Annotated in this window: 13 protein-coding genes and 1 tRNA gene; 6 read left to right on the top strand and 8 right to left on the bottom strand. The window is 42.6% G+C overall.

Annotated elements, in window-relative coordinates:
* The 4 genes from ABYU67_RS07010 to ABYU67_RS06995 all read right to left on the bottom strand — a co-directional run.
* On the bottom strand, positions 1–1,163 hold a 1,163-nt coding region (locus ABYU67_RS07010; RefSeq protein ID WP_372844285.1), incomplete at its 3' end, for a Rieske 2Fe-2S domain-containing protein.
* Positions 1,164–1,291: 128 nt separating this feature from the next.
* Positions 1,292–2,209: a catechol 1,2-dioxygenase gene (gene catA, locus ABYU67_RS07005; RefSeq protein ID WP_372844284.1), complete on the bottom strand. Its 918-nt coding sequence runs from the start codon at positions 2,207–2,209 to the stop codon at positions 1,292–1,294.
* Between the two features lie 118 nt (positions 2,210–2,327).
* The gene (catC, locus tag ABYU67_RS07000; protein ID WP_372844283.1) at positions 2,328–2,618 is read right to left on the bottom strand and encodes a muconolactone Delta-isomerase; all 291 of its coding nucleotides are present in this window, start codon (positions 2,616–2,618) and stop codon (positions 2,328–2,330) included.
* 42 nt (positions 2,619–2,660) lie between these two features.
* Positions 2,661–3,833 (bottom strand): muconate/chloromuconate family cycloisomerase, encoded by a 1,173-nt coding sequence (locus ABYU67_RS06995; protein ID WP_372844282.1) that lies wholly within the window; start codon positions 3,831–3,833, stop codon positions 2,661–2,663.
* Positions 3,834–4,020: 187 nt separating this feature from the next.
* Here ABYU67_RS06995 and ABYU67_RS06990 point away from each other — a divergent pair, with 187 nt between their 5' ends.
* Entirely contained in the window at positions 4,021–4,938 is a 918-nt protein-coding gene (locus ABYU67_RS06990; protein ID WP_372844281.1) for a LysR family transcriptional regulator, read from the top strand.
* Positions 4,939–5,033: 95 nt separating this feature from the next.
* Here ABYU67_RS06990 and ABYU67_RS06985 read toward each other — a convergent pair whose 3' ends face one another.
* Complete coding sequence (locus ABYU67_RS06985) at positions 5,034–5,945, bottom strand: LysR substrate-binding domain-containing protein (protein WP_372844280.1); 912 nt, start codon at positions 5,943–5,945, stop codon at positions 5,034–5,036.
* A gap of 187 nt (positions 5,946–6,132) precedes the next feature.
* Here ABYU67_RS06985 and ABYU67_RS06980 point away from each other — a divergent pair, with 187 nt between their 5' ends.
* Entirely contained in the window at positions 6,133–6,585 is a 453-nt protein-coding gene (locus ABYU67_RS06980; RefSeq protein WP_372844279.1) for a DoxX family protein, read from the top strand.
* Positions 6,586–6,789: 204 nt separating this feature from the next.
* Complete coding sequence (locus ABYU67_RS06975; protein ID WP_372844278.1) at positions 6,790–7,608, top strand: class III extradiol ring-cleavage dioxygenase; 819 nt, start codon at positions 6,790–6,792, stop codon at positions 7,606–7,608.
* 152 nt (positions 7,609–7,760) lie between these two features.
* Here the strand turns inward: ABYU67_RS06975 and ABYU67_RS06970 are convergent.
* The 3 genes from ABYU67_RS06970 to ABYU67_RS06960 all read right to left on the bottom strand — a co-directional run bounded on the left by ABYU67_RS06970 (position 7,761) and on the right by ABYU67_RS06960 (position 9,276).
* Positions 7,761–7,836: transfer RNA gene (locus ABYU67_RS06970), tRNA-Arg, on the bottom strand.
* Between the two features lie 71 nt (positions 7,837–7,907).
* Positions 7,908–8,717, bottom strand: coding sequence for a hypothetical protein (locus ABYU67_RS06965; protein ID WP_372844277.1), 810 nt, complete (start codon positions 8,715–8,717; stop codon positions 7,908–7,910).
* A gap of 37 nt (positions 8,718–8,754) precedes the next feature.
* Positions 8,755–9,276 (bottom strand): hypothetical protein, encoded by a 522-nt coding sequence (locus ABYU67_RS06960; protein WP_372844276.1) that lies wholly within the window; start codon positions 9,274–9,276, stop codon positions 8,755–8,757.
* Positions 9,277–9,641: 365 nt separating this feature from the next.
* On the opposite strand from ABYU67_RS06960, the gene ABYU67_RS06955 reads away from it, so the two are divergent.
* The 3 genes from ABYU67_RS06955 (at position 9,642) to recD (ending at position 20,975) form a co-directional block, all read left to right on the top strand.
* Entirely contained in the window at positions 9,642–14,132 is a 4,491-nt protein-coding gene (locus ABYU67_RS06955; protein ID WP_372844275.1) for an exodeoxyribonuclease V subunit gamma, read from the top strand.
* Positions 14,133–14,195: 63 nt separating this feature from the next.
* Positions 14,196–18,689, top strand: coding sequence for a UvrD-helicase domain-containing protein (locus ABYU67_RS06950; protein ID WP_372844274.1), 4,494 nt, complete (start codon positions 14,196–14,198; stop codon positions 18,687–18,689).
* Between the two features lie 78 nt (positions 18,690–18,767).
* Positions 18,768–20,975 carry an exodeoxyribonuclease V subunit alpha gene (gene recD, locus ABYU67_RS06945; RefSeq protein WP_372844273.1) on the top strand — a complete coding sequence of 736 codons (2,208 nt, stop codon included), beginning with the start codon at positions 18,768–18,770 and terminating at the stop codon, positions 20,973–20,975.
* Positions 20,976–21,038: the final 63 nt, after the last annotated feature.

Here is a 21,038-nt window from a genome sequence, read left to right as displayed (position 1 = left end):
CCTTCTTGGCATGAGCGGAACTCTTCTAAGTCATCAGGTGTTGCCATACCAGTAACGTTAAAGAAATCTTCATATTGACGGATACGGCGTGCACGTGACTCATCGCTTTCGCCTTTTGGTGCGATACACCAGATGCTAACTTCAGTTTTGTCAACCGCGATAGGGCGGAGCATACGAATTTGTGAGCCGAACTGATCCATGATGTAGACGTTTGGATATAGGCATAAGTTACGTGAGCGTTCAATCATCCAGTCCGCCATGGCTTCACCGTAGCTGGCGACATACTCATCGCGATAAGCGTAGTTTGGACGGTCTTGTGGGTTTTCCCACTGTGTCCATAACAGCATGTGACCGTTTTCAAAAGAATAAAACCCACCGCCTTGTCGACCCCATTTGCCAGCGTTCATGGCTTTGATATTGTCTTCTTTGACAGCTTCAGCTTCTTTGCGGCGCGCAGTTGTCGCAGCGTAGTTCCAATGGACGGCTGATACGTGATAGCCGTCGGCACCGTTTTCAGCTTGTAGTTTCCAGTTACCATCAAAGGTATAGGTTGAGGTGCCGCGTAACACTTCTAGACCTTCTGGCGACTGATTGACAATCATGTCAAGAATTTTGGTAGAGCCACCAAGCCAATCTTCGATTGGCTGCACATCATCATTTAAGCTGGCAAAGATAAAGCCTTTATAATTGGCCATCTTCACTTGTTTTAGGTCGTGCGAGCCCTCTTTATTAAAGCATTCTGGATAGCCTGCATGTCTTGGGTCTTTAACTTTAAGCAGCTTACCTGAGTTGTTAAAGGTCCAACCATGAAACGGGCAAGTGTAAGTGGCTTTATTGCCTTTTTTATGTCGGCATAGCTGCGCGCCGCGGTGGGAGCATGAGTTAATCATGCAGTGCAGCTCGCCTTCTTTATTGCGGGCAAGAATGACGGGCTGACGACCAATGTATGAAGTGTAGTAGTCATTGTTATCAGGAACTTGAGACTCATGAGCCAAATATACCCAATTGCTCTCAAAGATGTACTTCATCTCAAGCTCGAACAACTCTTCGTTAGTGAAGGCGCTACGATGCAGGCGATAAATCCCTTTTTCACTGTTCTCTTCTAAAAAATCATCAATAGTGATGTCTGATCCTTCAGGTACTAGATTGATACGCTCGCTCATGGCTGCCTTCCTTGTATAATGACGGTGTAAAATGAGATTAGAAGCTGACGTTTGATACGGCAATTGAGGACATATCAAACGTAAGTGGCTAATAGTTATTAATGATTGCTATTTAATATGAGTGCTCATTAACCTTGAGCACGGCGGCGTTCTACTTCGCTGCCTTGTATAGCTTGGTCAATGTCTTTTACTAAATGAAAGTCAAAGTCGATACTTGCGTAAGGCTTATCAAGCGCTTTTTCTTTTAGTTTGTCCGCATCTTCAACCATCGTTACCTCTGGTACCAAACCTTCGCGGCTTGCAAAAGCAAAGTCATCCCACAGGTATTCATCGCCATCGATGTTAATCTGCGTGGTCAGTTTGCGATGACCGTCAGCACTGGCAAAGAAATGAATGTGAGCTGGGCGATGACCATGACGTCCTAGCGCGCCCAATACTTTTTGCGTCATTCCTTCTGGTGGTACCGAGTAACCAAGCGGCACGATGCTGCGGAATGCATAATTTCCGTTTTCATCGGTAATGATGCTACGACGCAAGTTGAAATGAGACTGTGATTCATCAAAGAAAGAGTAGTTACCTAAGCTATTGGCATGCCATACTTCAACTTTAGCGTTTGAAAGCGGTTTTCCATCTTCGCTATAGACAATGCCTTGCATAAATAGTACCGTGCCATTGTCAGTGCCGTCATCAAGACGCGCAAAGCCTTTTTCTTCTGGTGCCCCAGCGACATAGAGTGGACCTTCAATAGTACGTACAGTCCCGCCATCAAGACCTGCTGCTTTTAAATCTTCTTCAATCATCAAGTCCATGAAGTGATCAAAACCAAGACCCGGTGATAACAAACCAGCTTCTTTACCCAAATCACTGATAAATTCAACGCCAGACCAATATTCATCGGCAGTGATTTTTAAGTCGTTAATGGTTTGCATAAGGTCGGTCACGATACGCAAGACAATCTCTTGTACGCGTGGATTGACTTGCTCAGGGAAGTCGATTTTGCCTTTGATGAACTGAGTGGCTAATGCTTCAATTTGGCTGCGTTCCATGTCTCTCTCCTTGTTGAGGACTATTTAAATAATTAAATATTAGTGATTAAAAAAGTGTATCAAGCCACCTTGTTCAATATCTTGATCTCTTTAAAAGTAATCTTATGCGCTTAGCTTCTTAGCTGTCATCACTACGAACAGATGATGGGTGACGTAATAATGGCGTGACTTCAACCTTCATGTACGGATAGAGCGGTAATGAAATCATAATGTCGTGTAGCTCTTCATTACTGTCAACATCAAAGATGCTGAAGTTAGAATACTGACCGGCTATGCGCCAAATATGACGCCATTTACCTTGCTCTTGCAGCTTTTGTGATAATGCTTTTTCGGTGGCTTTAAGCTCGTTGACCTTATCGGCATCCATATCTGTTGGGATTAAGACATCCATTCTGACGTGGTATAACATAATTATTTCCTTATACGTGATGAAAGGTAATTTGGCTGACTTTTACAGCGCTTCTACTTGAGCGTCAGGAGCAAATACCGGCTTTGACGATTTAGGTGATGCTGGCAGTGCTTGTTTGGCGTAGTGATAGACTCTATCACTATCTACTTCGATGCCAAGACCTGCGCCCGTAGGTACATTTAAACCAAAATCTTGATAATCAAGAGGCTGTACTAAAACGTCTTCGGTTAATAGTAAAGGACCAAACAGTTCAGTGTCGAAGTTGAGACTTGGGTATGTCGAGAACACATGGGCAGACGCTGCCGTACCGATAGGACCTTCAAGCATCGTGCCACCATAAAGCTCGATACCTGCTAGATGTGCCATTTGCCCAATTAGACAAGCAGCTTTTAATCCGCCTGCTTGATTGATTTTCACGGCAAAGACGTCGGCACAATGATCTGCTGCTAAGGTAAAAGCATTTTGAGGGTCTTGGACAATTTCATCCGCCATGATAGCTACATCAAAATGTTCAGTTAAACGTTTTAGTGCGGCTTTATTGCGCATTGAGATAGGTTGTTCTATTAACTCAACGCCGCCAGCTTGTAATAAGCTAATACCTTGCATTGCCTCAAGTTCTGTCCATGCTTGGTTAACATCAACTGTGATACGGCAATCAGGTAGCGCTTTTTTGATAGCCAATACGTGGGCAACATCATCAATAATCGGATTGCTACCGATTTTTAATTTAAAAATGCGATGGCGCTTTTGCTCAATCATGCGCTCAGCTTCTGCGATATCGGTCGCTGTATTGCCGCTAGCAAGCGTCCATGCTACTTCGATGCGATCGCGGACACGGCCACCAATCAGCTCACTTACTGGTAGGTTTAGGCGTTTGCCTTCAATGTCGAGTAGGGCAGTTTCGATGGCACACTTTGCAAAGCGATTGCCATTGATATGAAGATTTAGCAGCTGCATGGCTTTTGCTGTGCTCGCTGGCTGTTCTTTTAATAAAAGAGGCGTAAAGTAGGTGTCGATATTGGTTTTGATGCTATGAGGACTTTCTTCAGCGTAGCTTAGACCACCAATGGTGGTCGCTTCGCCCCAACCTTCATAGCCATCTTCTGTTTGAATATGCACTAAAACTAGTACTTGCTCTCTCATGACCGTACAAGCGAGCTTGTGCTCTCTAATAGTCGGTATCGGTACTAGCAGGGTGTTAATTGAGCGAATCATATCTGTCCTTAATTTATCAGTCTTACTTCCTTATGCTTAATAAGAACTATAATTGCTAGATAACATCATGTCTAAGACCTATTTAGTCTGTTATTAATACTTTTTAGGTATTTTGATAACTAACCTGCCTCATGTTATGTTCTTTAGGTATCGATAACCTTATAGGTCACTCAAGGAATAATATTCAATGGAATTGAGACATTTACGCTATTTTGTAGCGGTAGCAGAAGAGAAAAGTTTTAATAAGGCCGCCGAGCGTTTATTTATTTCACAACCACCACTGAGCCGTCAGATAAGGCAATTGGAGGAAGAGATAGGCGTCACGCTGATTGATAGGGATAACCGGCCTCTAAAACTTACTGAAGCTGGTGAGTTCTTTTATGATCATGCGCTTCAGATCATAAAAAAATCAGATGATCTTCGTGCGATGACCTTTCGTAAGGGGAGTTTTGACAACTCACTATCGATAGGTTTTGTATCGTCGATATTATATGGCATATTGCCAAAAGTGATTGCGCGCTTCAGAGAGGTCTATCCAAATATAGAGATTAAATTATATGAGTTAAACTCTTGGCAGCAAACGCAAGGATTGGTAGATGGTAAAATAGACGTAGGATTTGGAAGGTTGTTATTTGAAGATGCTTCTATTAGAAGAATGGTCCTTAGAGAAGAGAGTTTGATTGTTGCAGTTCCTATCAATCACGCTCTTGTAAAGGAGAATCGTACTAGTATCAATCTGATGGATTTAACCAATGAAAATCTATTGCTATATCCAACAGCGCCGCGCCCCAGCTTTATTGATTATGTTTTGGAGTTGTTTGAAGCCCGTAACTTAAAAGCCAATTATCTGACTGAAGTACGTGAGTTACATATTGCGTTAGGGTTAGTAGCAGCAGGTGAAGGCTTGACCATCGTGCCAAAAACGCTTGAGCATCTGCGTAGTCAAGAAGTGTCTTATATTCCATTTGAGGATGGTCATTTAACCTCGCCAATTGTAATGAGTATCAGGCATTTTGACAAATCAGAGCTGCTAAAAACATTGCTGGACGTAACTTATCAGATTTATGATGAAGAAGGGTTTGATTATAAGCGTGAGAAAATATGAATACACTATGGTTTCAATTAAAATATAAATCTATGCGTGAGCATTGACGAGTGCTAGTTTAATAAACGCGTCATTACCGTTAAGCCTAATAAAAGCTAAGGTATAGATTCGTCCCAGTACGGCAGCGACCCATAATATCCCTCCATAAAATCAATAAAGCACCTCATCTTATGTGGCAGTAGTTTTCTGTGGGCATAGACTGCATATAAGCCCAAAGCCTCAGGTTCAAGTTCTGGTAACACGACGACTAGTTTGCCACTGCTAATTGCTTTACTGATAATAAACGTCGGCTGTAATACCATACCTGCGCCTGCAATAGCTGCTTCCACCAATACATCCCCATTATTACTACGAAACTCGCTACCTTGCTTGAGGTATTTTGCTTTTAATAATTGGTGAATAGTATCCTTGCTGTCCATATTCATATAGCTATAATGCAAATAGCGATGATGCTCTAAGTCTGTAGGTTGAGTAGGCGTGCCATGCTTTTTGAGATACTCAGGCGCGGCGCATAAAACCACGCGAATGGGTGCGATCTTCTTAGCAATCAGTGATGAGTTTTTTAATTGTCCAATACGAAGAGCCACATCGAAACCCTCTTCGACAATATCGACTTTACGATCCGTCAATTGTAAATCGACAGTGACCAATGGATAACGCATCTGAAAGTCAGTGATTAACTTGGCCATATGTTTTAAAGCAAAGGATACTGGTGCACTGATTCTTAAGACGCCTTTGGGATTCTGCTGTAAGCCACCTAATTGTGACTCCATGTCATCAATACTAAGTAAAATCTGCTGCGCATGAGCAAAGTAATGATTACCAGCTTCGGTAAGGCTGACTTTACGAGTAGTACGATTAAGCAGGCGACTATTTAGCTGTTCTTCCAGCTTAGACACATACTTACTCACCAGTTGCGGTGATGTCTGCAAGGTATTTGCTGCATTGCTAAAGCTGCCTTCGGTCACCACTGCCACAAAGGCACGCATCGCATCGATTCTATCCATATATTGCTCTACCTTTATTTCACCATCAAAATTAAATACCAAAACTAAATATCAAAGCCATTATCAATAATATGTTGTTAATTACTCAATATTATCTATCTTACTCTTTTGCTGTGTTGATAGTAAAGTACGGGTATCGAAAGAGATTAAACATCCTTTTTAAAATGTACCTAATGGAGTAGTAACAATGAAAACATCAATATTAAATAAAATATTGCTATCTAGAGCAGGCGCTGCCGCTTTAATCCTTCGTGTACCGGTCGGTTTTATTTTGGCAGCGCATGGTGCTCAAAAGCTATTTGGTTGGTTTGGCGGTAATGGGCTGGCTGGCACGGCTGGGTGGCTAAGCAGTATAGGCATAGAGCCTGGTTTATTGATGGCAATCTTGGCAGGGGGTGCTGAGTTTTTTGGTGGTCTTGCCTTGGTATTAGGATTGCTGACACAACCAGCTGCACTAGTCGCTGCATTTACTATGCTCGTTGCTATCTTTTCTGTTCATATAAGTAATGGGTTGTTTGTCGCTGATGGTGGCTATGAATATGCCTTAGTATTGATGGTCGCTTTGATTGCTCTGGCAATACAAGGTGGCGGTTATCTCAGTATGGATAATGCGTTATCAGAAAAACTAGATGGTGTTTAATAATCGCTACTAGTAAGTCTCCCTATGAATTAATGGTAATTAGGCTAAAAGTAGGTAACCTGTATAAGACAAGGAAGCGATGCTCACTTGCTTGTGACTTTGATCTGCTTCGATACGTTTGAGCATTTTGTAAAACTATCAAATTCCAATGGAAGTGTGCCCGTTCATCTTGGTAGTTTTAATAAAAATAATGGAGTAAAGCTAATGAATAACGAGGCTATCTCAGCCACGCAGCCAGTATTGTTTATACCTCATGGTGCCGGTCCTTGTTTTTTTATGACGTGGCAGCCAGCTGATACTTGGCATCAAATGGCAGATTTTTTAAAAGGTATCTCAACTCGCTTGCCACAGCGCCCTAAAGCGGTCTTGATCATTAGTGCTCATTGGCAAACAGCTGAGTTTAGTATTACCACGAGCGAGCAACCTGAACTGATTTATGATTATTATGGGTTCCCTGAGCATACTTATCAGCTGACTTATCCGGCAGCGGGCGAGCCAGTATTGGCTGAACATATAGGTAATCTGCTCACTAAAGCAGGTTTAACCAATAAACAAGATGCTGCAAGAGGCTTTGATCATGGAGTATTTATCCCGTTAAAACTTATGTTCCCTAATGCGGATATCCCAGTAGTACAGTTATCGTTACGTCATGATCTCGATCCTAAAGCGCATCTAATCGCAGGCAAGGCAATCTCATCATTACGCGATGAAGGGGTATTGATCGTAGGCAGTGGCATGAGTTTTCATAATATGGGCGGCTATGGCGATAGCAACTTTACCGCGCCATCAGAGAGTTTTGATGAATGGCTGACTAACACTGTCGAAGCAGATTCAGATGAGCGCTTCGCAGCACTGACTCATTGGGCTCAAGCTCCTCATGCATTGGATGCTCACTTATTAGGAGCAGAAGAGCATTTGCTACCCTTAATGGTTGTCGTAGGCGCAGCAGGGAGCGATAAGGGTCATAAAGTATATTCTGAGCAAGTGATGAAGACTCAGATATCAGCCTTTCAGTTTGGCTAAGCTTAGATTCTTGTATCGAACCTCAATAATGCGTCAGTAGATGCTTAGTGGGTTTTTTATACAGAACGCAGCTATGGTTATCTATAGATAGTTGAGGCATAAAAAAGCCCTATAGCATAAATGCTATAGGGCTTTTTAACAGTGTATTGGATTGGTGCGCCCACCAAGACTCGAACTCGGATCGATCGCTTAGGAGGCAACTGCTCTATCCTGTTGAGCTATAGGCGCATAATAGAGTGCTATTGTAGAAAAAAGCCTTTATAAAATCAATACTGCCAAGAAAATAGAGCGTTTTGTCGTTATTTGGCAATGCTGATAGCATCAGCGACATCTACTGAAAGCTCGCCTGTTGCTTTTTTGCCTTGTGTATTTGACTTAAATAGGTCTGCCATATCGTTTTGATAACCATCGATATTTTCGTAGTCATGTCGTTTTAAGATGTCTTGCCCTGTACTTGAGAGTAAAAAGTTTCGAAAGTTAAGAGCAATAGGATTTTGAGTCAGGATGACACCGTCTACCTTTTTCGTGTCTTTTAAGGCATAGCTAAACGATATAAGACTGCGAGTATTGGTATTATCAGTCTCACCTTTAGCAGCGATTTCATCAGCATCGCTATCTGCATCGATGGTATCTTCTACCATGCCATTTTTTGCCTTGCTCAAATTTTGCTTTTCTTGTGCTATTTTTAATTTTTCTTGTAGTGGTGCCAAGCGCGCTGCTGATAAATTGCCATCAGCAATAATAATGTCGGTATCAACAATAAATGAAGATGACTCATGATCGGCTACTTTGTTATCTGACAGTGTCAAAAGGCCAGCAGATGCGACATAGCTTGTCATAATTTCTACATTGGGGTAGCGAGATTGAAAGCTTGAAATCACAGCGTCTAAAGGCGCTTTCAGCTTTTCTTCTGCTTGTATGTGCAAAGTGCTTTTGGCAACTGTCTCTCCCTCTTCTTCCGCTGCAGCAGTAGATTCACTCTCATTTGACATAATGGGCAGAGGGTCTATGTTTTTACGATTGCTGGTCCATAACCAAGTAAAGATGGCGATAAAAATAATCAGCAGCAGTAAAATGAGCCCAGCCAGTAGCAGCTTATAGTCTTTCATATAGTACCGATCTTCTTATTGTTGGTTTAAAAGTGGTTTAGCGCGGTTGATGCAGCACTTCATCTGCTAAATCCGCCAGCATATCCGAAAAAACATCAGTTGTCTCTTGTGTGATAGCGATGGTTTCTTGCTCTTGATGCGCATTGGTATCGTTACTTACCAGAGCAGAGAGGTAGTTTGAAGGCGAAGAGGGTTGATTGTCAATCGTTTTTGTGGCGGCTTGATGTGCTGCTAACGGTGATTGCCCTGCTTTTAGTTTGTCTTTAAGCCATTCAAAGCCATGAACTTCCCACCATGCCTCAAAGCGTGATAAGGTGCTACCACGTACCGCTATAGGTAGATTCAGGGTTCGTAGTTTCTGCGCCAAAATAGGGTCGCTTATGGCCTGATGAATACTCAGATAGAGTCCGCGGCTGTCATCTTTATATGGCTGTCTATTTTGCCAAGATTGATCATCTATTTTCATACGGGGCAATTGCCAAAGCGCACCGCGGTAGTAGACGACGTATAAACGTCGTTTAGGGTGAACGAAAATGGCATCAATGGGACGCAAGGGCATAATATTAAATTGTCTCATTACTAAAAATGGAGGTAAAACGCACGACACCTGTTGTCGCAGTGTGTTTTCATCGCTGGTTTATATGCTAGTAAACAATCGCGAACAATGGCAAACTGATAGCCAGATTATCACCCGCTTTATCAGAGAATCTATAGCGGATATACATGAGTGTTTACCCATTCAGTTTGACTCAGCGGCATCATGCTAGCAGAAATGTTATGCATTAACGACTGCTAATGATGGATTGACGAGTATTGTCTATAATATTTTTATAAGACTCAGCACTTTACTGTGAATGTTTGCGTGCTATCTTGAGCACATATTATCCATCCTATTATTCTATCATCTCAATCAGACTATCCTCTATGTTTACCATTATCCAGTCGCACCGTACCGAAAATCTTGTTGATCAACTGCTTAAACAATATCAGTCTAAGAATCAGCCTGTGTTTGAGCCTTTTATTGTCATTGTGCCATCAATGGTATTGGGTGATTGGTTGGACAAAACCATTGCTAGTCGTGCGGGCATTAGTACCTTGGTGCGCACTCAGTTTTGGGGTCAGTATCAGTGGACACTTATGCAGGATGTGTTAACTCGCCATAACGCATATTTATTAGCGCAGAATCCTGAAGCAGTCACCCTAAATGTACCAGAAGTGGCAGTATTATCCCCAACAGTGATGCAATGGCGGTTGTTTGGCTATCTAACTTATTACCAAGAGTCGATTGTTAAAGACGAAAATCATCCAGTTCATCCCTTATTAGCGTCTTTGATTGATGAGACGCCAGCAGCTGCGCAAGACAATGTAGGGCAAGACATTGTAAAGGACAAGGCACAACAAGACGCCCGCATTTGGCAGCTGGCAAGTGATTTGGCAAGAGTGTTTAATCGCTACTTGACCCACCGTGAGGACTGGTTAGCGCTGTGGTCGCATAATAAGCCGCTTAATGTAGATGTATTGATAGCAGAGAAAGATGCTTTATCATTGCGCTTTGATAAATATGCGCGCGGCACGCCTGAATGGCTTGTGGAGCATTATGTTGAGTTAGAAGCTGCGCAGCGCTTCTTGTGGTCGCATTTGTTTGCTGACGTTCATCTACACCGTGTGGCACTAGAGCGTGCTTTTTGGTTAGCGTTAAAAGACAACAAAGCAGATGAGCGTGCTCAGTTGCCCAAAGTACTGCGTATCTTTACCATACAGCAATTGCCGCAGACTGAGCTTGATTTTTTACAGCGTTTGTCAAAGTACATGAACATCACCTTATTACATTACAACCCATCTAAGCTGTTTTGGGCAGATATCGTTGATAAATCGTGGCTACAGCGCCAACGGATTATTAACCCTGAAAGCGTATTTTTACGTGATTATGGTCATAGTTTGCTGTCACGTTTGGGCAAACAGTCACGCGATACTTTTGCCATGCTTGCTAATTTGTCGGGTAACGAGCAATACCAAGAAGAAACAGTAGAGTGGCAAGATAATTTTGATAGTGGTACAGATAAGAGGGTTTATGATGATGTCATTGTCCAAGATGCCCAAGATGTGCAGCGGAGTCCAAGCTTATTAAGGCGTTTGCAAAACGATGTGTTGATGCTGGATGAGCAATCTACCCAGCACGCAGCAGCTGCTACCGTCTCACAAGCGGTGGGTGAGCAAATAGCGCTAAGCTTTGATGAGGATAAACAAGCAACAGCTTGGTATGACGATGAGGTGCTGGAGAATAAGCGCTTTGAGAAAGAGCGTTTTTGGGCAATCTCTTCTCAAGATAATAGCCTAAGCATTCATTCATGTCATAGTTTACAGCGTCAGCTTGAAGTACTACGTATTATGATTGGAAGCTGGCTAAATGAACCTGTCAAATCTGGCGAGAAAAAGCGCCATATCTCCGATATTGTTGTGCTGCTACCCGATGTTGAGCGTCATCATGCGCTGATTGGCTCTATTTTTGTCAATGGTAAAGGTCAAGACGGTTTGACATTACCTGCTAAAGTCACTGGTGTTGTCGATGCCGACATTCGCCAATTATGGGAGGCTATTATTGGTTTTTACAAGCTGTTGGGTAGCCAAAGTGCTCGTTTTGAAGCAGCTGAGGTCTTAGATTGGTTGATGCTGCCGCCATTATTTGAAAGCTTTGGACTGACTCATGAGCAAATGAGCCGTGGTTGTGACTTATTGATAGAGGCGGGCTTTATCCGTGGGTTTGATGAGCGGCATCTTAAGCAAACCTTGGATGTTAATGACTATGACTACCGTTTTAGCTTCGCGCAAGCATTAGACAGATTGACACTGGGTCTGGTGATGCCAGAGGCTGAGTTAAGCAACTGCTTATATGCTCTGCATGACGATGAATGGCCACGTACCGCATTACCAGAAATGAGTTTGCCACTGCCACAAGTGAGCTTAAACGATGCATTAATTGTTGAAGCGCTTTGCCGCATTTATAGTGGTTTGGTTGCAAGACGTGATGACCATACACAAAAAATGAAAGCAGAAGAGTGGCTTGATCAGATTGAGACGCAAGTTATCCATCGCTACTTTGGCGATGTTGATCAAACGCGTACCATGCGCGCCATCTATAACGCCATGAATGGCTTTAAATCAGGTTTGCGAGCCAATCGTCACTATAGACAGTACTCCAGTGGCGATAGCGCCAATAGAGAAGTAGAGCAACGGCTGGCAGGTGTGGAGCAGCTGCCTCTTAAGCTTAGCTTTATGCTAGATAGTATCGAAGCGGAGCTTGAAAGTCAGCAAGTCAGTGCCGAGCCTACCGGTGTGATTACCTTTGGTAAATTTGGTGCATTAAGAAACGTGCCGTTTGAGTTGGTGGTTATGCTCAATATGGATCTCTCTGAGTTTCCTGGGCGTGACCGTGATAATCGATATGATTTGATGAAAGCGACCAATGCCCGCCGCGGTGATAGAGTCAGTGAAGACGATGATAATGGGGCATTTTTAGATGCACTGCTGTGTGCGCGCAGTGCTTGCTGGATGTTCTACAACGGTCAGAGCCTAACGGACACGCATGAGCATCTGCCAGCCAACCCAGTGAGTGAGCTATTACAGTTCTTACAGGGTGAGGTGCAGTGGCAGGTGAACTCGTTTGAAGACTTAGCAACATTACCTGAAAATATTGACCCAACCACCGAGAGTCTCAAACGCTATCTGCCTAAATTGATTAAACAATGGCTAGTAACTGAGCATCCTGCGTTGCCTTTTCATGAGAGTCTGTTTGAGACAGACATTGAAGACGTAGATATTTTTGAGCAAGGTGACCAGAGTGCAGCTGCTGGTACGGAAGATAATGTTCAGAATAATAGCTCTATCAATATGAGTGATGAGCTGGATGTTTTATTAAATACAGCCATGCGTAAAACCAAATTGGCGCAAAAAAAGCAATTCCCGCCTGCGCCGCTGTGGCAAGCGGTATTTCATACCCTAAAGAGCAGAGCATCGAGTGAGCAGATACAGCTGGTTGGCTTGCCTACAAAAGCACAGTATGAGTCAATCGCTCAGGTGTTTGGTAATGGCTCAGGTCACGGTTTGGGTCAGCTCGGTCAAGTAAGCAATGAAGCCTTGTCTGCATTGGTTGATATACTGGCGCTAGAGGCTGTTGTCGATTCTAATGATGCCAGTAGCATGACAGCGGCATTCACCCAAGCTTTAACCGATAGCGTATTTAACATTGGAGAAATAGATATTGAAGGGGCATTAGCTTATCAAGTGCGCCATCCTGCCAAGGCATTTTTGCGGTCTCAAAAGGTACATGTGGTGCAAGGTGAAGAAGCACTGTCGCATCAAGAGCCATTGTTTCTAGATAGCCTGACTACTTATCAAATCAAAGATCATCTGATTAAACAGTTAGGCACTGATACAGCTGAAACGAAGGATGCTAATACAGAGGCTAAAACTACGACGCCCATTTTAATGTATCAAAAAATCATGCCAGCAGGTGTCACTCGTCAAACGGCATTGCCCAATCAGCAACAAAAATTGCAACAGCAATGTTTGGAATTCAAAGAGCAGTTAATGGCTAATGGTTTTGATGAGGTAGGAGAAGATAGCGCAAGTGGTTTGCAGCTACTAACGCCAACCGCCGAGTACCCTGTTCAGATAGAACTGGCGGCTGTATTAAATTGTACTGACAATGAGTCATTGCTCAAGCTACTACCTAATATTATTAAGATAAAAGGATTAGTACCGATATCAGCAGCCGCACCAACATCAGTCCCGACAAATGAGCGGAACAGCCACTCTCATATTCAGGCGGGCGTGCCCTATGCTAAGCAATCACCCAAGCAGTGGTTAAATATATTGCCCAATTCTGCCAATCCTAGGCATTTACTCAAGTTTTGGTTGTCACATCTATATTGGCAAGTTGCCAGACGTACCACTGTTGAGCAAGTGGCACTCAATGATGGCGTGAGTATTTGGCGTTTTAATAAGTCTAGCTCACATGTTAAAAAATATGATAAAGCAATTGCCTTTAAACTAAGCCCAATTGCCTATGAAGACGCAGTGGTTGAGATCATTAAGTGGGCGATTTTTGCCAATCTATCGGGTCAAGTACCTATTACATTACTCCCAGAATATGCCCTTAATTACCTGGATAAGTGTCTAAAATCTGAAGGAGGTGACGGTGGCAGCTATTGGCCAAAACGTGCGGATTTCTCGGACTGGTTAAGACCTAACTATAACTCAGGCGCGGTATATGATACTTGCTCGCAGCATGCCATTTGGCAATATGTACTACGTGACCAAGATGCGTTTAAAGCGTTATCAGCGGCGTTGACGACATTAGCCCAGCCACTGTATGAGCCGATGTTTAATGCGTTAACTAACTTAGATAGCCCATGATTTAGAATGGTTTCTTTTTTGATCTTTTGCTCTAATAAATAATAATGAAAAGTATCCGCCCATATGACAGATTTTACTGACCAAACCGCTATCATTGACCACTCTGCACAGCTGAATTTATTGGAGGAATATTCAGATGAGATGCTTTCGTCTGCTGTGCCTGAACGTAAGAATGATGTCATACCGGCAGTTGACGTCGATCTAACGGGCAAGCATCTGATTGAAGCTTCAGCTGGTACAGGGAAAACTTGGACGCTGACAGGTATTGTATTGCGCCTGCTCATTGAAGCACGGCGCGCGCCAGAGCAAATCATTGCCACGACTTTTACTCGAGCTGCTGCCGCTGAGATGCGTCAGCGTATTCATGATCGTTTGGTGGATTTTTATCAGCTATTACAATGGGTCAATAGCCTAAGTGCCGAACCTAATAATAAGGAGGCTTTGTATCCCAATATATTACAGGTGACGCCTAAAAGTGATAAGGATAAACAAGAGGGCAAAAGATTAAGTACAGATTTAAATACTGATGAGTTCAATCAAGACCTTGCCTCTGATAAGCAAGCTGCTGCTGCAAAGCGTACACAGGCAAAAAAAGAGCGTGAAGACTGGTTGGTAGCACAGGCCAAATATGTGCGTTTAGATAGCATCATGCAAGATCCGATTAACCTGCATCTCGTCGGGTATTTGCTGGATCATGTACACAGCTATCCAATGGCGGAAGCTATCAGACGGACCGCGTTGGTATTAACGACCTTAGATAAATTGTTTGTGGGTACGCTCGATAGCTTGGCGCAAAAATGGCTAAAGGAGTACAGCAGCGAAACCGGTCATCAGCAAGGCATGGCTATTATTGAAGACAGTAGTATTGAGCAGGTGACTGACAGTATCATTCATGATGAGCTGCGTCAGTTTCAAAGCCGCTTGCATCATGAGCAGCCCAAACTCTATGCGCTAATGGAGCAACAAGGCAAGCTGACTGCGATGAGTGATCATAAAAAGTATGTGACGCGCTCGCTTAACTTTATCTCTGCGCCGATTGATGAGATAGAGCTGGAGCAATATTTTGACTTTAGCTTGTATGAGCGACTACTTAATGAGTTTTCTCAGTTGGATTTAGCAGATATTCAGCCGTATTTAAACCCCGATTATCGAAAGTCTCAAGGGTTTAATGGGCGCTCTAATTTAATGAATCATTTTGATGCCATTATTGAGGTGCATCAGAAGATAGCTGAATATCAGCGCTCATTTAATAGCTATTTAAATGAGCGTCAAAACAAAATACTGACATCGCTACAAGATGCCAGATATCCAGGTGAAGATGGCAAAATCAAGAATTTCAATAAGAATAAAGAAAAAGAGCATCAGACGCTTTTTGCGCTAGAGACTATTAGCAGGTTAATGGCTATCTTAGATATGCTTGACAGTTTAAATCAGCATATTTTGTTGGTGTCAGCTGCTCTTAATCGCCAAATAGTGCTGGCAGTTCGTGACAGGCTGCCAGTCATCTTAGAAGAGCGCGGTGAGACGACCTTTAGTCTGCAAATGGTGCGCTTAAATCAAGCGTTAACAGGTCGGCAAGGAGAGAAGCTGGCACGTTATATTCGTCACCACTATCCGGTCGCTCTGATTGATGAGTCGCAAGATATCAATGGCGAGCAAGCCATTATGATTGAAAGTATTTACTTGCCAAAGAAAAAGGGCAAGGTTGCTGATAATGACGCAAATTCAGCTACCAAGAAGACAAGCCATGAATTTTTACTATTGGTTGGAGATCCTAAGCAGGCTATTTATGGGTTTCGTGGCGGCGATGTAGCCAACTATAACTATATGAAAGCTCAGTTTGATAAAAGTGCCCTTTGGACGCTCGGTATCAATCGCCGCTCGAATGCGGGCGTGATTAATGCCCTAAATTGCTGGTTCGGTATGGCTGATGCAACGACTGCTGAGAATAAACTGTCGCAGCTGGGTACTGGTATTTATTATCAGCACATCAAAGCACATAAAGAAGAAAATCAGCTATCTTGGTTTAATGAGCCAGACATACTAACCAGTGACCTAAATAGCGATTTAGTGAGTGAATTGGTGAGTGACTTAGTAAATGACGTGCTCTCTGCTCAGCCAGTAAGCCTATTGCACCTGCCTTATGATAGAGACAAAGAGCTTGAGTACGATGAGCATGAAATCACAGCGCGTCATATAGCGACATTGCTTAGCAGCGGTCAGACCTTAAAAGGTAAGCCGATTCAGCCTAGTGATATTGGTGTGCTGGCACGAGCCAAAAAGGACTTAAAACAGGTTGAGGATGAACTGGTTAAGCTTAATGTACCAACCTTGACCACCAGTGATGTCAGTATCTTTGAAACCATTATGGCAGAGGATGTGGCAGCGCTGCTCAGTGCCATGTTATATCCATATCGTCATGACATGATCAATCGGGTATTGACCAGTCATTTATATGGCTTAAGTATCAAAGACGTCAAAGCTATGATGATTGACCATGAGTCAGGAGTGACAGAGGATAGTCATTTAAGTAGTGCTAGTAGCAAAGCCGTCAATTATAAAAAAAGCTATCAAGACTTTATTAGCTATCTAAAAGAAGGTACGCAGCGTTGGCAGCACTTTGGGATCTTGTCAGCACTGCATTACTTATTAGATAGTAATCCCGTGCAGCCACAAGGTGTTTGGCAAGCGCTTGCCGCTCATCCAGAAGGCGATCGTCACATCATGGATTTGCGCCATATGATGGATGTCTTGGCGCAGTATGGCGTTGGTATGGGTGAGCATGAACTATTGGCTTGGTTTAGACAAAACATAGATGCTGCGCCTAATAGCGATTGGGCTAAGCAGTATCCATTACCGACAGAGTCTGGTGTGCAGCTGATGACCATTCACAAGTCAAAAGGGCTTGAGTTTCCTATTGTTTATGTGCTCGGTATGGGAGATGCCAGTAGGAAATCAGGTAATAAGGAAGACTATGGATTGTATTTATACAACGCTCAACAAGCGCCTTCAATGCTAGTAAGGCAATCAACAGAAAGCCAAGCAATGGGAAATCAGCGCCGTTTCTCACCATTGCAGGGCTCTGCCACCACAGAAGATTATTATACTGATATCGAGACACAAGAAGGTTTTGATGAGATACGGCGTCTTGGCTATGTGGCATTTACGAGAGCCAGTGAACAGCTTTATGTTGTGCTACGAGATCCTAGCAGCACAAGAGATATGGAGCGTAAACCAGTATTTTATTGGTTTGAATCATTAGAAGCAACGTTTGAATTACCTGATAGGCTTAAAGGCACGATAGGCATGCTCAGAGCGCAGAAAATTAATGAGTTTTATGACAATAACTATGCAAGTAATTCTATTAAATCCGCAGGCTTAAATGACAATATTCAACTGGTCGTCACCAAGTCACACGCTCATAAGTCTGCAATAGAAACTATCGAGTACGCGCCTTTTTCAGAGGTGATGAAAACCAGTTATTTTTATGGTTGGGCCAAGACCAGCTTTACCGCTTTAGCCCGTCAGTTAGACGAATCAGCGCAGACAATGGCGATAATAGATGAGCGTATCGACGATGCTATAGATATTGATATAACAGAAACTTTAGGCTCGGTTGAGCTATTACCTAATAGTCAGACATATCTCAAAAAGATCGATGAAACAGCTCTAAAACCAGAGGATGATATCCGCTTTACCTTTATAAAAGGCGCCAATGCCGGTACGTTTTTGCATGAAATATTTGAAAAAATTGATTTTAATAATAAATCGCAATGGTCTCAGGTGATTGATCGAGCGATCAGCAGCTATCAATTGCCACTGGTATATAGCAGTGCTGAAAATCAAAGCCGCCGATCACAAGGGCAGAAGGAGGATAGCAGCTCACTAGATGCTACCAAGCATGAGGCGTTGATTGCTTGGATTGAAGAGGTATTACATGCGCCACTCTTGGCATCCAATCAACCCTTGATTGCGCTTGATAAAAATCAGCGATTTGCTGAATTAGCGTTTAATATGGGATTGTCAGAGAACTTTAAAGCACAGGATATCAGTGAGCTTTTTCAGCGGTATTTGCCTGATGAGACAGACAAGCATGTCACTCTCGTGCCACAAAACAAGGCGCATTTGTATCGTTATCTGCGAGGTGAGATTGACTTAGTATATGAGCACGCGGGCAAGTATTATGTTGTCGATTATAAGAGTAATTTTCTAGGAAATAGCCTAAGTGACTATGATGAAAACACCCTTAAACAAGCGATGTCTAAGGCAGGATATTGGCTACAAGCCGCAATTTATCAAGTGGCATTACATCGATTCCTTACGATGAGAATTCCTGATTATGTAGGCAATGAAGATAAATACTTAGGCGCCGTAGAGTATGTTTTTTTACGCGGTGTATATGCTCCTAGTTCGCAAGCAGCTGCTACCATATCACAAGATGCTAATAAGCCTAACAGTCGCGAATCGATGCCCAGTGACCGCTATGGATTAGTGACTTGGGATATTCCAATCGATTTTACCAAAGGTTTGGACGCGTTATTTGGCATACCAGAGTAATTAGTAGGCTATAAATGACGATTAAATGCTCAAACCATGTATATCGATGAAACATTTCAATATAGAGACAAGCATACTATGAATACCAATAATAAAAAGAGCAAGGTAGCAATTGGCGGACAACAAAGCTGGGCGAGCAACGTCAGCGATTATATATTGCTGCGCCGCGAGCAAACGCGTTCAGCCTATAACGTGACCGATGCCGAACCTAATGTTAATAGTATAAAAATAGATAAAACACCAGATAGTGGTTTGTTTACGGCCTTATTCACTATGTTGGCGATGCATTTAGAAGAGGGGCATACTGTCTTAACCATTGAAGCCGCTGAGCATGAGTATCCAATGCAAGGTCATATCAGTGGTGAATCAGTTGCGCTATATGCGTGGCAACAGCAATTATTAGAGATGTTAGCGGCGCCACTCTTTGCATTGATAGAGGTTCAGCCAAATATGCAATCAGAAGACGACTCTACAGATGAAAGGTCGCTATTTGTATTGCTAGATATTTTATCTGCTAAAAGAAATCAGCTGTGGCTGCCGCTGTTACTTAGTAACCATGAAAAACAGAGGTTAGCCAAGTGTTTCGATACGATAACTAGGTTATATCAATTATTGAAAAATACCGACTTAACTTCTTTTATAGATTTAATTGATGAACATGCCTTGTTCGCCGAGATTCAACCTAATAGTAATAATGATAATGATATAAATAGCCTAAGTAAATTTAATCAACCTATCATTTATAAACAAACAGATAAGCAAAACACACAGGATCAAGCCATATCCATAACCTTTTGGCTACATCGTTCTTGGCAGGCAGAATACAACTTAGCAACGCATATTAATACTATTTTAGATCAGAGGATCACACCCTTAGATATATCCATACCCAAAAATCTTCACGAACATCAGATAAAGGCAATTAATGTCGCCAATAACAATGCCTTTAGCATTATTACTGGTGGTCCAGGCACTGGTAAAACCTATACGGTTGCTCAGCTAGTAATTGCGCTGCAACAGGCGACAGAGAGTGGGGGAGATGCGCATCAAAGCATCAGATTTAGTACGGATAGCGCAAGTTTGGCATTAGCAGCGCCGACCGGTAAGGCCGCTCAGCGAATGCAGGAGTCTTTGCAAGCAGCTCTTGATGCAGCCGGAATACAATTACAGCTGCAAGAAGCTAAAACCATCCATCGCCTTTTAGGTATTGGTCGAACGGGCACGCCGCGATACCATGTTAAAAATCCACTCGGTGAAGATATCATTATCGTCGATGAGGCATCGATGCTCGGAGTGGAGTTGGCAAACCATCTGGTTAGTGCAGTGAAACCAGGCGCTAGGCTCATACTGTTGGGAGATGCCAATCAGCTGGCAGCGGTCGATGCAGGGGCAGTGTTGGCTGACCTATGCCGCATTCCATTATTGCAGCCTATACATGCAGAGCTAACAGAGAGTCGCCGATTTCATGCAGATTCAGGGATTGGTAAGCTAGCCAATCAAATTAATATGACAGAGGCAGATACTCAAGCCATCTGGCAGTTGTTACGGCAGGATAAGGTACTGAGCTTTCAATATATAAATACGCTGCAAACAGAGATAGTTATTGATAATAAGATAAAAAATAGCCTAAGCAATAATAAAATAATTTCAAATCTATCTAAAAATTACCATTCATACTTAATTAAAGTTAAATCATTACTGGAAAATCCAATAGAAAAATCCGTGCCAGAATCAGTAAAAACTATCGTTACTACACTAATGCAAACTTTTAATCATTTTAGAGTGTTAACTGCTGGTCATAATGGTGAATGGGGTGATCATTACATCAATAACTATCTCACTCAATGGCACCTTACTGAGCTAAAGCTGCCACTAGGACAAAATACATGGTTTCATGGTCGCCCGGTGATGATCCTACAAAACAATTATGAACTGGGACTATTTAATGGTGATATCGGTTTTTGTTTACAAACAGGAGATGAAAGAGGTCGACTTGAAGTGTTTTTTGAGAATAAAGCGCAGGGTATTGCTGTCAATCTGCTAAATGAAGAGGTAATCGCCACAGCATATGCTATGACTATTCATAAGTCGCAAGGGTCTGAGTTTGACCATGTGGCCATTACTTTTGATAATAATCATGCACGGCTTTTGAGCAAAGAGCTTATTTATACGGCGGTAACCCGTGCCAAAAAACGGGTTTCTATATACAGCACAAAACAGGCTTTTGAAAAGGCGGTTCAGACACCAACTGAGCGCCATACAGGTTTGGAACTGCATTTTGAGTAAGTATATATCATCAAAAAAATACGTAACTACGTATAGCTATATTTATTATTGAGCATTAAAAAA

The sequence above is a fragment of the Psychrobacter sp. genome (assembly GCF_041554015.1).
GTDB lineage: Bacteria > Pseudomonadota > Gammaproteobacteria > Pseudomonadales > Moraxellaceae > Psychrobacter.
Note: the sequence above shows the minus strand (reverse complement) of the source record. Positions and strands in the feature narration are given on the sequence as shown.

What these genes read in the sequence shown, in the direction of transcription:
- ABYU67_RS06965 (WP_372844277.1), bottom strand. Translation starts at nt 8,717, where the DNA reads ATGAAAGACTATAAGCTGCTACTGGCTGGGCTCATTTTACTGCTGCTG.
- ABYU67_RS06950 (WP_372844274.1), top strand. Translation starts at nt 14,196, where the DNA reads ATGACAGATTTTACTGACCAAACCGCTATCATTGACCACTCTGCACAG.
- ABYU67_RS06980 (WP_372844279.1), top strand. Translation starts at nt 6,133, where the DNA reads ATGAAAACATCAATATTAAATAAAATATTGCTATCTAGAGCAGGCGCT.
- ABYU67_RS06975 (WP_372844278.1), top strand. Translation starts at nt 6,790, where the DNA reads ATGAATAACGAGGCTATCTCAGCCACGCAGCCAGTATTGTTTATACCT.
- ABYU67_RS06990 (WP_372844281.1), top strand. Translation starts at nt 4,021, where the DNA reads ATGGAATTGAGACATTTACGCTATTTTGTAGCGGTAGCAGAAGAGAAA.
- ABYU67_RS06960 (WP_372844276.1), bottom strand. Translation starts at nt 9,276, where the DNA reads ATGCCCTTGCGTCCCATTGATGCCATTTTCGTTCACCCTAAACGACGT.
- catC (WP_372844283.1), bottom strand. Translation starts at nt 2,618, where the DNA reads ATGTTATACCACGTCAGAATGGATGTCTTAATCCCAACAGATATGGAT.
- ABYU67_RS06985 (WP_372844280.1), bottom strand. Translation starts at nt 5,945, where the DNA reads ATGGATAGAATCGATGCGATGCGTGCCTTTGTGGCAGTGGTGACCGAA.
- catA (WP_372844284.1), bottom strand. Translation starts at nt 2,209, where the DNA reads ATGGAACGCAGCCAAATTGAAGCATTAGCCACTCAGTTCATCAAAGGC.
- ABYU67_RS06955 (WP_372844275.1), top strand. Translation starts at nt 9,642, where the DNA reads ATGTTTACCATTATCCAGTCGCACCGTACCGAAAATCTTGTTGATCAA.
- ABYU67_RS06995 (WP_372844282.1), bottom strand. Translation starts at nt 3,833, where the DNA reads ATGATTCGCTCAATTAACACCCTGCTAGTACCGATACCGACTATTAGA.
- recD (WP_372844273.1), top strand. Translation starts at nt 18,768, where the DNA reads ATGAATACCAATAATAAAAAGAGCAAGGTAGCAATTGGCGGACAACAA.